The 12231-nt window shown below is 68.8% G+C and carries 9 protein-coding genes; 3 read left to right on the top strand and 6 right to left on the bottom strand.

Annotated features, from left to right (window positions below):
* Positions 1-34: 34 nt before the first annotated feature.
* Complete coding sequence (locus tag ON04_RS01620; RefSeq protein WP_238529209.1) at positions 35-1381, bottom strand: uracil-xanthine permease family protein; 1347 nt, start codon at positions 1379-1381, stop codon at positions 35-37.
* A 161-nt stretch (positions 1382-1542) separates the two neighbouring features.
* On the opposite strand from ON04_RS01620, the gene ON04_RS01615 reads away from it, so the two are divergent.
* On the top strand, positions 1543-2796 hold the full coding sequence (locus tag ON04_RS01615) for a molybdopterin molybdotransferase MoeA (protein ID WP_029457473.1): 1254 nt from the start codon (positions 1543-1545) through the stop codon (positions 2794-2796).
* Positions 2797-2851: 55 nt separating this feature from the next.
* Here the strand turns inward: ON04_RS01615 and ON04_RS01610 are convergent, their stop codons facing one another.
* From ON04_RS01610 to ON04_RS15840, 5 genes are all read right to left on the bottom strand, one after another.
* Complete coding sequence (locus ON04_RS01610) at positions 2852-3499, bottom strand: LysE family translocator (RefSeq protein ID WP_010539823.1); 648 nt, start codon at positions 3497-3499, stop codon at positions 2852-2854.
* Positions 3500-3579: 80 nt separating this feature from the next.
* Positions 3580-6111: a bifunctional lysylphosphatidylglycerol flippase/synthetase MprF gene (locus ON04_RS01605; RefSeq protein WP_010539822.1), complete on the bottom strand. Its 2532-nt coding sequence runs from the start codon at positions 6109-6111 to the stop codon at positions 3580-3582.
* Positions 6111-7469 (bottom strand): alpha/beta hydrolase, encoded by a 1359-nt coding sequence (locus tag ON04_RS01600; protein WP_010539821.1) that lies wholly within the window; start codon positions 7467-7469, stop codon positions 6111-6113. Before ON04_RS01600 ends, ON04_RS01605 begins: the two co-directional genes overlap by 1 nt.
* On the bottom strand, positions 7466-8158 hold the full coding sequence (locus ON04_RS01595; RefSeq protein WP_158217804.1) for a phosphatase PAP2 family protein: 693 nt from the start codon (positions 8156-8158) through the stop codon (positions 7466-7468). The genes ON04_RS01600 and ON04_RS01595 overlap by 4 nt, the downstream gene beginning before the upstream one ends.
* Before the next feature lie 74 nt (positions 8159-8232).
* On the bottom strand, positions 8233-8706 hold the full coding sequence (locus ON04_RS15840; protein ID WP_010539819.1) for a MarR family winged helix-turn-helix transcriptional regulator: 474 nt from the start codon (positions 8704-8706) through the stop codon (positions 8233-8235).
* A gap of 114 nt (positions 8707-8820) precedes the next feature.
* Here ON04_RS15840 and ON04_RS01585 point away from each other — a divergent pair, with 114 nt between their 5' ends.
* Both ON04_RS01585 and poxB read left to right on the top strand, forming a co-directional pair.
* Entirely contained in the window at positions 8821-10284 is a 1464-nt protein-coding gene (locus tag ON04_RS01585) for an MFS transporter (RefSeq protein ID WP_010539818.1), read from the top strand.
* Between the two features lie 119 nt (positions 10285-10403).
* A complete protein-coding gene (poxB, locus tag ON04_RS01580; protein WP_010539817.1) occupies positions 10404-12128 on the top strand; it encodes a ubiquinone-dependent pyruvate dehydrogenase in 1725 nt (574 codons plus the stop codon).
* Positions 12129-12231: the final 103 nt, after the last annotated feature.

Here is a 12231-nt window from a genome sequence, read left to right as displayed (position 1 = left end):
CGGACGCCAGTCTAGGCACGAAGTACGACTGGCATCAGGGACTGTCCGGGTTCGGTCCGAGCAGGGTCACTTCGTGGATCTCGTCCCGTTGCGCCTGGTCGGCCAGCCCCGGTGCGATCACCCGGGCGAGGTGGTAGCCCAGCACAACCACCAGCGTGCCCAGGGCGATGCCGCCCAGTTGGAAGTCGTCGGTGACCTGCAGCGTCGTGTCACCCACAGCGATCACCACGCCCGCAGCCACCGGAACCAGGTTGAGGGGGTTGCCAAAATCGACCCGGTTTTCCTTCCAGATCTTGGCGCCGAGCAAGCCGATCATGCCGTACAACACCACGGTGATCCCGCCCAGCACCCCGCCCGGGGTGGCCGAGATGATCGCCCCCAACTTCGGGGAGCACCCCAACACGATGGCGGTCAGCGCTGCCACGACGTAGGCGGCGGTGGAGTACACCTTCGTCGCCGCCATCACGCCGATGTTCTCGGCATAGGTGGTGGTGGCGGATCCGCCGAAGGAGGTGGCGAGGATCGTGCCGGCGCCGTCGGCCGCCAGAGCGCGGCCCATCAGTCCATCGGTCTCGGTGCGGGTGATCTCGCCGATGGCCTTGACGTGTCCGGCGTTCTCTGCGATCAACGCGATGATGCCCGGCACGATGAGCAGGACGAACGCCAGGGAGAAATCAGGGGCGTGGATGCCCACCACCCCGGCTGCCTCGTCGGTCATGGGCGGCAGACCGATCCAGGCGGCGTCTGGTACGGCCGACCAATTGACACGCAGGTGTTCGGTGACCTCGCCGACACCTGCGTCGAACGAGGTGATGGGGCCGTTCACGAGGTCGAGGATCCACGAGAGCACATAGCCGAAGACCAACGCGAGGAAAATTGCGATGCGGCCCGCGAAGCCCTTGAGTCCGACGGTCATGAGGACCAGCACGATCATCACCGTCAGCGCGACCCACTGATCCTGGGGCCAGTAGGTGTCCGCCACGACGGGCGCGAGGTTGAAGCCGAGCAGCATCACCACCGCGCCGGTGACGACGGGCGGGAGGATCGCGGTGACCACGCGGCCGCCCACGACGTGCACGATGACGCCCACCACGAGCAGGCCCGCTCCGGCGATGAGCATCGCACCGGTGACCTGCGCACTGGTCCCGCCCTGGGCACGGATCGCGGCGACAGCGCCCACAAAGGCGACGGAGGTGCCGAGGTAGCTGGGGACCTGCCCCTTGACCACGGCGAGGAAGAGGAGTGTGCACACGCCGGAGAAGAGGATCGCCAGCTGCGGGTTGAGGCCCATGATAATCGGGAACACGAAGGTCGCCCCGAACATGGACACCACGTGCTGGGCGCCGATCCCGATGGTTCGCGGCCAGCTCAGCCGTTCCATCGGCGCCACCACCTGGCCGGGCTTGATGTTCTTGCCGTCGCCGTGCACCTGCCACGCCGTCCACGGTGCCCTACGCGCCACGGCTCTCCACCCCTCCTCGTCGCGAGCGGCCGCGCGGACGCGGGCCGGTAGGCACAGTACAACGCGGTTACCGTGGTGCCATGCCTTCCCCGTCGGATCGGTCGCCCCACCCCTCCCCCGCCGAGTACCGCGATAGTGTTCGCGCGCATCTGGCGCCGATGCTGGAGCGGGCGGCGCAGAGCACGCACCTACCGCTGGCCGCGTGCGCGGACTCGGTCACCGCGGTGGAACTGCGGGCGTCGGTGGATCTGCCGTTGTTCGTGAACTCACAGATGGACGGATACGCGGTCCGGTCCGCGGATGTGGCCGGGGCGGGGCAGGATTCGCCGGTGCGGCTCACCGTGGTGGGGGCCGTTCACGCGGGCCAGGGCCCGGGGTCCCGGGTCGACGACGACGAGGCCTGCAAGGTGATGACCGGTGCGCCCGTGCCCGAGGGTGCGGATTGTGTGGTGCCGGTCGAGGACACCGAGGTGAGCCCGGATGAGCCCTCCCTGGTGCTGGTCCGGGCTCCGCGGTCGCCGGGTGAGTTCGTCCGTCACCCGGGCGACGACGTCCGAGCCGGCGACGTGGTGATCCCTGCGGGGGTCCGGCTGGCGGCCCGTCATCTCGCGGCGGCGGCTTCGCTCGGAGAGTCGGGGCTCGATGTGCGGCCGCGACCGAGGGTCGGGGTGGTGGCCACGGGCTCCGAGCTGGTCACGCCCGGCCGGCCACTGGGTCCGGGGCAGATCTGGGAGTCCAATTCCCTCACACTGGCCACCGCTCTGCGGGCCTGCGGCTGCGAGGTGACCGCCACCCTGACCAGCAGCGATGACCGCAGCGAGTTCACCGCGGCCCTCGATTCCGCGGCGCGGGACGCCGACCTCGTGGTGACCGTGGGGGCGGTGTCGATGGGCGATGCCGAGGTGGTGCGCCAGGTTCTGGAGGGTCGCGAGGGGGCCCGCTTCGCCCCCATCGCAATGCAGCCCGGCGGCCCTCAGGGGCTCTCGGTGTGGCGGAACACGCCCGTGGTGTGCCTGCCGGGCAACCCTGTGAGTGCGCTGGTGTCCTTCGTCGTGCTGTTGCGGCCGGTGATCCTCGAGGCCGTGGGACGGTCGCCGATCCGCCCGGTGCGGGCCCGCCTGACGCGCGAGGTGAGCTCTCCTGCCGGCCGCGCGCAGTTCCTCCGCGCCGTCCTCACGCACCCGGAGACCGGCTCACTTCCCGCCGCAGACCCGGTCGCCGGCCCGGGCTCTCACCTGGTCGCCTCGATGGCGCGAGCCGACGTCCTGGTGGAGATCCCCGCCGACGTCAGCGCGCTGCCAGCCGGCGCCGAGGTGGATGCGTTGCCACTGTGAGCGTGGCTGACTGCACGGATTGAGCGACCGGTTCTGGCGGTCCAGAGGCAGCGATCTAGATGTTGTGTCCGGCGAAAAATAGTCTCCCGCCGAAACCAACCAAGAACAGCCCGGTAACGCGGTCGATCACCCTCAGCGTTACCGGGCTGGCGAGTCGACGGCGGGCGAACGACCCTGCCGTGATCAATATCCCGAACCAGGCCAGTGTCAGTAAGCCGTGCACGCCGGCCAGAGCCGCGCCCATCGGCAGGGCCGGGACGCCTTCCGGAAGAAACTGCGGGATCGTGGCGATGTAGAACACGCCGACCTTCGGGTTGAGGAGGTTCGTCCCGATCCCGATGAGCCCGCCTCGCCACGGTGCGAGGTCGGTCGGGGTGTCGAAATCCGCCGGCGGGACGGCGAGTCCGCGGCCGCGGAACGACCGCCAGATCATCGAACCGCCGAGATAACACATGTAGACCGCCCCTGCGACGGTGAGCACCCGGTACGCGGTCTCGGACGCGGACAACAGAGCCGAGACCCCTACAGCGGCGGCGACACCCCACGCCATGGCGCCCGCCGCGATGCCGGCGGCAGTCGCCCAGGCGTATCGCCGGGAGCCTGTCAGCGAGGCTTTCAGGACGAGGGCGGTGTCCAGGCCCGGCACCAGAGTGAGAAGACCCGCCACCACGGCAAAAGCCAGTAGGGCGTCGAGGATCGTCACGACCTCAGGTTAGGGCGTCGACGGGGAGTTCCACGAACGGCGGTACCCAGGGTGGAGTTCGGACTCCGGAGCGGGGGCGATCATCGTCCCCGGGCGCGCCCCAACGTGGCCGCCAGGCGGGTGCCCTCGCCCAGGCCCACTTTCGGAAGATAGGAGCGACCCACCGCCACTCCGATCGCCGGGAGCGCCGCCGCATCGGGATAGCACAGGTACAGAGGCCGATATTCCGGGTCGAACTTGGACTTGAAGGCTAAAAGGGAGCGGAAGCCATACACCGGTTCTAGTGCCTCTCCGACGCGGTCCAGGACCGCGGACAGCGACGATATGTCCCCTGCTGCTGTCCCGGCAGCGTTTCTGCCGGCACCGCCTCCGTGCGCCAACGGCGCTCCGGACAAGCTGAGGAACTCCAGGCCCTCGTCCTTCGCCCCGATCGCCGCGGAGGCGATGAGGAACTCAGTGGTCGGCCGGAAGCCGCCGCTGCGGCGACGCATGAAGTCCAGGGTGAGGCCCACGAGCACGCCCCGGCGGTACACGGGGAGCCACGAGGTCACGCCGTGGACCACGTCGTCATCGTCGACGGCGAGGAGCAGCCGCACCTCGGGGTCCCGCAATTCCTCGATCCCACCGAGGGTGAAGCCCATCTCCGGCAGGCCTTTGTCCGCCACCCACTCCTCCGAGATCGCAATGATCTGTTGACGCAGAGCGAGCGGGGCCCGGTCGAATGCGGTCCACTCGGCCGTCACCTGCTCCTTCCGGGCCCGGTTGAGAGCAGTCCGGATGTCCTGGAATTTCTTTCCGGTGAAGGCCAGGTCGGGCAGCGTGATCACGGTCTCCTCCGCCACCTGCAGCGACGACCACCCCGCCGCCCGGAGCGCAGTCTCAAGCCCGGCATCGACCGAGTAGAAGCAGGGGCTCAGCCCCTGAAGTGCGCAATGCTCGGCGAACTCGAGGGCCGCCGGGCCGGCCTGATCAGCGGGTCCCACCGGACCGGCGGTCGTCAGTGCGACCCCGCCCACCACCCGGAACGCCACTGCGGACAGTCCTTCCGGTGGGTGTCGTCGGGTAAACCAGTACTCGTTGCCCGCCCAGGTTGTCATCCACGACATCGATGACCCGCCCGGCCGGTGCAGCAGTTCCCGGAGTCGGCCTTCCGACGCCGGGTCCTCGTCCGTCCGGCGGGCGCGCAGGAGGCGCCACAGCACCACGATGACGCCGCCCCAGACCACTACGCCGATCCATTCGAACAGGATCGTCGCCGCGTCCGAGACCGGGAGCAGGGCGGATCCGATCAGTCCCAGGTAAGCGGGTGGGATGAGGCGGACCGGGTAGTCGCGCACGAGCGCGGCGACGGACGGGTCCGAGAGCCCGGAGGCCGCCACCCCTTTGGTAACGAACACTCCGAGAACGACAAAGACGACGAGCCCACCACAGACGACGGCCGCGATCGACAGGGTCGCTCGGCGGACCGCGCGGGCACTCGCCCGGACCCGGAAGAACCGGCCGCTCACCAGTAGCGCAAGCAGGATTCCGCCGACGACGACGAGCGGGGATACCACCCACAGGGTGAGCGTGTGCGGGGCGGCGCCGAAGATCAACAGTCGCCGGCCACGACCCGCCTCGATCGGCCCCCGCAGGAGCAGGGCTGCCGATGCCGCGAGCTGCGCACTGTACGCGGCGATAGCCCACCAGAGTGCGGCCCGTCGTCCGCGACGCAGTCCGTTCGTCAACACCAGGACGAGGAGCGTGGGCATAAGGGTGAGGGCGAGCGGGCCGACTCCAGTGAGCCGGAGCAGCTGCGTGGCATCCCAGCATTCAGTCCCCCCGTGGTCCAGCGCGCACAGCTCCGCGGCCTGCGCCGGCGTGTACGGCACTTCCCGGACGAGCTGGCTCAATGGGGCGAGGGGCCCGACCGCGCCCGAGGTGAGCGAGACCAGTACTGGCCCGAGCACGGTCGCCGCCACCACCAGGGCCAGCAGGGTGCGGGTCTCCCGGATTGAGCCGCCCAGCAGCGAAGTGTGGTGCGAGTCGCGGTTCAGAGCGATACCCACGACCAGTCCGGCGAGCGCCGCAGACAACCGTATGGCGTCCTGTGGATGCCCGGCGAACAGGAGGAGCGTGACGAGGGCAGCGAGGACCACGGTGCGGACCCGACGTCGCCAGAGGACCGACATCCTGGCCGTCGACGCCAGGAGGATGCCGAGGATCCACGGTAGCGGGTCGACCCACGTGTGGACGTGACGCACGAGCACGCCGAACCCGATCCCGCCCACAACCGCCGCGATCTGGGCTGCGAGGGCGGCCGCGAGCATGCGGGCCCCGCCCAGCAGGCGCTCGGCGACCGGCCCCACCGCCAGCAGCAGCAGGGATGCGGTGACCAGGTCCGCGATCCCGGACACGAACACACCCGAAGTGACGACGGTCCAGACGTAGCCATGGCCGAGGGGCGCCAACCCCGCCGAGACCAGTTCGGCCAACCCTGGGCCCGGACCGTGGGTTGCGGTTCCCGTGACCGCGGCGAGCACCCACAGGAGCACCAGCATTGCGACCGTGTACGGCGAGTTCGTCCACGCCCGGGCCGCGTACCGGCGAGCAGTGGCGATGGCCCGCCTCATCAGATTAACCCTGTCTGCTGGGCGAGCCAGGGCAGTTCTTGCCGGAGACCCGCCGACCACACGGCGTAACTGTGACCCCCGGGGAGCTCACTGAGGTGGGCATCGACCCCAGCCGCCAGAGTGGCTTTGTGGAGCTCCCGGGCCGCCGGCCCGTATTCGGAGTCGGAGGATCCGTAGACGAACGCACCGGAAAGACCGGGGAACCGCCGGGTCGCGAGGAGGTCAGCAGGATTGTGCTCGCGGAACGCAGCCTCGTCACCGCCGAAGAACTGTTCGACAGTGGCCGGACGGGTCCCGATCGTCGGCTCGCCCTGCCCTGACATGTCCAGGAAAGTGGGAAAGACCCCCGGGTCGGACAGCGCCATCTGCAGGGCGCACGTCCCACCGAAGGACAGACCACCGATGGCCATCGCGCCGGGCCCGGTATCCACCTGGAGGTTCTCGTGGATCCAGTTGGGAACATCCTTCGAGAGGTAGGTCCGCGCATTGCCGTGACTCGAATCGACGCACAGGGTGTTCCCGAGCGGCTCACCGATCGGGTCGGCCACCACCACAACCGGGGAGAGTCCGGAATGACGCGCCGCGAACGCGTCCGCCACCTCAGGCAACCGCCCGGAGACCACCCAGTCCATCGGCTCCCCTGGCTGGCCGGCCAGCAGTACAAGCACCGGCAACAAGGGCCGCGGCTCAGTGAAATAGGCCGGGGGCAGGTAGATCTGCGCAGGTCGCGCTACGAAACCCGAGGCGGTGCCGGGTATCGACGCCTCGGTGATCGCGCCGCTCGTCGGCATGGTCGCTGGCGGGGTCCACACCGCCTCGAGCGGTGTGCCGGGCGGGAGGTCGCCGCCGATCGTCCCCGGAACAGCACCGATGACGTCGGCGAGCGGAACGGTGCGGTAGTCCGAGATCCCGAGCACGGTGCCCACAGTGGGGAACTCGGCATACACACGGTTGACCTGGCCTGCGGCCCCCGCCACTACAGACAGTCCGGCGAGAACAGCGCCCGCCACCAGCCACGGGCGACGGTGCCGACTCGCACGGGCAATCGCAGTGCCCCCGAGTATGACCGCGAGCACCCCCAGGGCGATCCACACGTAGACGGTCCGCGGCAGCGCGTCGGGAAAGGGCTTGAACACCCCCTCTAAGAGAACGCCACCGATCGAGGTGACAACTGCCACGGCGACAATGCAGGCCGGAATCGTGCGCGTCCACCAGCGGCAACGAGCGTCCCGGTTCGTGCCTCTGGCTTTGGATCCGATAACCACCACGCCCGTGAAGCCGGCCAGCACCAGTACCCACACGGTCACCAGCGCCGGCGTGCCCAGAAGCGAGGTTCCGAGCAGCTCCCGGACGGTCATGCCGGGCTGCGCTTCGACTGGATGCGCCCCATGATGACGACGACCACCGCCACCCACAGCGCGGACGCGCTCCACCCCCCGAGGATGTCGCTCGGATAGTGCACGCCCAGGTACACCCGTGAGACCCCGACGGCCAGCACATACACCGCCCCCGCTGTGACCGCCGCCCATCTCCATCGCGTACTCCATGCGAGGACCACCAGCGCTACTGCCAGCGACATGGTCGCCATCGCGTGACCGCTCGGGAACGAGTAGGAGTTTTCCCCGACCAGCGGTTCCCAGAAGTCCGGGCGTGCCCGCCGGAAGACCGACTTGAGAACGGTATTGAGCGCTGTCGACCCGAGGACCGCTACCGCCAGCAGCGACGCACGCCAACGGAACCCGACCCTCCACAGCGCCGCGGCAATCCCGGTCGCGGCGATAGGGACCACGACGAGACCACCGAGCTGGGTCACCACTTCCATGACCGCGGTGAGCACGGGGCTCGACTCACCGTGGAGCCACAACATCACCGGCCGATCGAAAGGAAGTGTGCGTTGCACGGTCACGAAAACCGCTAGCACGGCAAAGAGGATGGAGAGCAGGAGGAGGAGAAGGCTGGCGGATGTAGCCGCGGGGACCTTACTCCGCGTCAATCGCCAGCGGCCGGAGGCAACGTCCGGCGACGAGCTGGACTCGTGGTGCTGCACAGCTGCAAGCATAGAAAGGCTTGCTGAAAGCGCGCGGAGAGACCGCGTTGCACGGACCGCCGGGGCTCGGAGAGTTACCTGCCGCCGTCCGACGACGCCAGGGCGCTCTGGAAATGTCCGAGAAAGTCCTGAAGAAGCACGACGAGTTCCTCCGCGGCGTCGTCTCCCATGGCGTCGAGGGCCGTGGCGTACACCCCCATCGAGAACCTGGAAACCTCGTCGTACGTGCGCCTGCCGTCCGCGGTCCGGTTGATGTCGTACGCGGTGCCCCCCGGCCTGCGGGTCCGCTCGAGCAGTCCCGCGCCGACAGCAGCGTTGACCTGACGGTTGACTGTGGATTGCTCCAGCCCCAATTCACCAGCAACATCCCTCAGCGTCCGGGCGCGACCATCGGCGAACAGCCAGAGAAGCCGGAGGTCCGCTGTGCCGAGGCGCTGGAACCCCTCCAGCGCGCGGCGCTCCTTGTCCAGCCGCGTGAGAGTTGAGGCCAGTCGACGCTCCAGGGGCGCGTTTCCGCCGCCCCATCCAGTGGGATCGTCCGCTCTCATATGTGGCCTCCTCCGGCATCGACTTGCCCAGCCAACAAGCGATATGTAGTGTACACAAAACCCAGAATGCATGTTACATACACACGCAGGGCACCCTTGCGACCGGAAGGATCCATGAGAGAAGCAGTCGTCCAGAAGAAGGCCCCGGCCGCGCCGATACTCATCGTGCTGGTGCTCGGCTTCTCGAGCATGTGTGCAGCATTGATGCAGTCACTCGTCATCCCCATCCAGCCCGAACTGCCCCGACTGCTGAGCACAGACCCCAGTAACTCCGCCTGGGTGGTGACGGCCACCCTGCTCGCCGGGGGCGTGGCGATGCCTGTCGCCGGGAGAGTGGCCGACATCCGTGGCCGCAAGCCGGTCCTGGTCGCCTCGGCCCTGCTCATGCTCGCCGGATCGATCATCTGCGCCCTCTCGTCGACACTCATCCCCGTCCTCGTGGGGCGCGTCCTCCAGGGCTTCGCGATGGGGTACATCCCCGTCGCCATCAGCTTTGTGCGCGAGACCGTGCCGACGTCCATGCGGAACTCCGCGGTCGCGGGCATCAGTGCCACCCTCGGGGTGGGCGGTGCACTCGGATTGCCGCTCGCTGCCTGGATCGCCGAGGACTACGACTGGCACATCCTGTTCTGGGTGGCCAGTGGCCTCGCCGCGGCGATGGTCATTCTCACCGTCGTCGTCGTCCCCTACTACCCGACCGCCGACGACTCTCGTTTCGACCCCGTCGGCGCCCTCGGTCTGGCCGTGGGCGTGGTGGCCGTACTCGGCGGTATATCCAAGGGCGGCGACTGGGGCTGGACGTCCCCCCTCACGCTCGGTGCGGTCATCGGCGGTATCGTCGTCCTGCTGGCGTGGGGGTTCTATGAGACCCGTCACCCGGACCCCCTGGTGGACCTGCGCACCACCGCCAGGCGCCCCATCCTGCTGACCAACATCGCGGCCGTACTCATTGGCTTCGGGATGATGGCCCAGTCGATCGTCGTTCCCCAACTGCTGCAACTGCCCGAATCGACCGGCTACGGCCTCGGGCAGACCATGCTGTGGGCGGGACTCTGGATGGCGCCCGCCGGGCTGATGATGCTCCTGTTCACCCCGGTCTCGAGCCGCATGCTCACCCGGTTCGGTGGCCGCGTCACCCTGGCCGTGGGCGCTACCGTGATCGCCGTCGGCTACCTCTCCGCCGCCGCCTTCGCCGCCGAACCCTGGCAGCTGCTCATCGCCACCTGCATCGCCTGCGCCGGGGTGGGAATCGGGTACGCCGCCATGCCCACCCTCATCATGGAGAACTGCCCCGCGAACGAGGCAGGTTCGGGCGTCGGCGTCAACGCGCTCATGCGCTCGATGGGCACCACCATCGCCGGGGCGGTCATGGCACTCGTGCTGACCAGCCGTCTCACCGACCTCGGGGGCGGCGTGAAGGTCCCCGCCGAGGAGATGTTCCGACTGTGCTTCCTCCTGGGCGCGGGTGCGGCGATAGCCGGCGCGCTGGTGGTGCTGCTCATCCCGCGCACCCCGGTGACTGCCGAGGTCGACGACCCGTCGGACGCCTCCGTTCGCGAACTCGCCGCCGTCCGTTAACGGCCGCCGGGCTTGACCCGAACCCGTGACACCCTCGGACCCGGGGCGATAGGCTCGCGGTGCCGGCGGCCCGGCCCGGCCCGTCGGATACGAGTACTCCCCGAGAACGCGGAGGCGTCATGACCGCACGGACCGCCACTGTCGCGCGACACATTATCGACACCCTCGCCGAGTCCGGGGTCAGCCGCGTCTACGGCGTACCCGGCGACTCGCTCAACGGCGTCACCGACGCGATCAGGCAGAACGCAGCCGTGGACTGGGTCGTCACCCGGCACGAAGAGGCGGCCGCCTTCGCAGCGACGGCGGAAGCGGCGCTGACCGGCGAGCTCGCGGTGTGCGCCGGCTCCTGTGGTCCGGGAAACCTCCACCTCATCAACGGGCTGTTCGATGCCCAGCGCTCGAGAGTGCCCGTCCTGGCCCTCGCCGCCCACATCCCGACGGAAGAGATCGGATCCGGCTACTTCCAGGAGACACATCCGCAGGAACTCTTCCGCGAGTGCAGCGTCTACGTCGAGCACGTCTCCTCAGCCGCGCAGATGCCCCGAACGCTGCGGATCGCGATGAGGGCGGCTGTCGAGAAGCGCGGCGTGGCCGTGCTGGTGCTCCCCGGCGACGTGGCGCTCGAGGAGATCACCGCCGAGGTCGCCGCGGTCACGCCCACGTCCAGCACCGTGATCCCGGCCGATGTCGAACTCCGTCGCGCTGTCGCCGCGCTCGACGGATGCGAGGACGTGACCATCCTCGCGGGCGCCGGGTGCGCTGGCGCCCACGCCGAGCTACTGGAGATCGCCGACGTACTCAAGGCCCCGATCGTCCACGCGATGCGTGGCAAGGAATGGGTCGCGTTCGACAACCCGTACGACGTCGGGATGACCGGGCTGCTCGGGTACGCCTCCGGGTACCGAGCCATGATGTCCGCCGAGACGTTGCTCGTGCTGGGATCGGACCTGCCCTACCAGCAGTTCTATCCGGACGCCACGGTCATACAGGTCGACATCCGTGGCGAACAGATCGGTCGCCGCACCCACGTGGACATCCCCTTGGTCGGCGGGGTCGCCGAGACCCTCCGCGCGCTCCTGCCGTTGTTGCGTACCCACCAGCACCGGTCGCATCTCGACGACGCCGTCAAACACTTCGCCTCCACCCGGCGCAGGCTCGACGACCTCGCCACGCCCTCAAAGCGGACCATCCACCCGCAGTACCTCACCCGCCTGCTCGACGAGGGCGCGAGCGGGGACGCGATCTTCCTTCCCGACGTGGGGAGTCCGGTGATCTGGGCCGCCCGATACCTGACCATGAACGGGCGACGGCGAATCATCGGTTCGTTCACCCACGGGTCGATGGCCAACGCCCTCTCCCAGGGCATCGGCGCACAGTTGGCCGCGCCCGGCAGGCAGGTGATCGCCCTGTGCGGCGACGGTGGCCTCGCCATGCTGATGGGTGAGCTGCTCACCGTTGTCCAGCACGCACTGCCGATCAAGATCGTGGTTTTCAACAACTCCTCGTACAACTTTGTCGAGGTGGAGATGAAGTCGGACGGCTTCGTCAACTTCGGCACCGATCTGACCAACCCCGACTTCTCCCGGGTCGCCGACGCCGTCGGCATCAGGGGCATCCGCGTGGAGCGGTCCGAGGACCTCCCCCGCGCCGTCGAGAACTTCCTCGCCCACGACGGGCCCGCCCTGCTCGACGTGGTGGTGGAGCGTCAGGAACTGACCATCCCGCCCACCATCAGCGCCGCCCAGGCCAAGGGCTTCACGCTGTACTCGCTGCGGACCGTGCTTTCGGGCCGCGGCGACGAACTGATCGATCTCGCTCGCGCGAACCTGCGGCAGCTGTTCTGACCACCACCCCGCCGCAAAGAGGATTTCGCGCATTTCCACTCGGCAGATGCAGGCGATTTCCTCTTCGCGGCGGGGGCGCGGCGAAGAGGAAATCGCCTGCATC

This window comes from Dietzia alimentaria 72 (assembly GCF_000226215.1).
Classification (GTDB): domain Bacteria; phylum Actinomycetota; class Actinomycetes; order Mycobacteriales; family Mycobacteriaceae; genus Dietzia; species Dietzia alimentaria.
Note: the sequence above shows the minus strand (reverse complement) of the source record. Positions and strands in the feature narration are given on the sequence as shown.

Coding starts and splice junctions, on each gene's coding strand:
- ON04_RS01620 (WP_238529209.1), bottom strand. CDS start 1,381: ATGGAACGGCTGAGCTGGCCGCGAACCATCGGGATCGGCGCCCAGCAC.
- ON04_RS01615 (WP_029457473.1), top strand. CDS start 1,543: ATGCCTTCCCCGTCGGATCGGTCGCCCCACCCCTCCCCCGCCGAGTAC.
- ON04_RS01605 (WP_010539822.1), bottom strand. CDS start 6,111: ATGAGGCGGGCCATCGCCACTGCTCGCCGGTACGCGGCCCGGGCGTGG.
- ON04_RS01600 (WP_010539821.1), bottom strand. CDS start 7,469: ATGACCGTCCGGGAGCTGCTCGGAACCTCGCTTCTGGGCACGCCGGCG.
- ON04_RS15840 (WP_010539819.1), bottom strand. CDS start 8,706: ATGAGAGCGGACGATCCCACTGGATGGGGCGGCGGAAACGCGCCCCTG.
- ON04_RS01585 (WP_010539818.1), top strand. CDS start 8,821: ATGAGAGAAGCAGTCGTCCAGAAGAAGGCCCCGGCCGCGCCGATACTC.
- poxB (WP_010539817.1), top strand. CDS start 10,404: ATGACCGCACGGACCGCCACTGTCGCGCGACACATTATCGACACCCTC.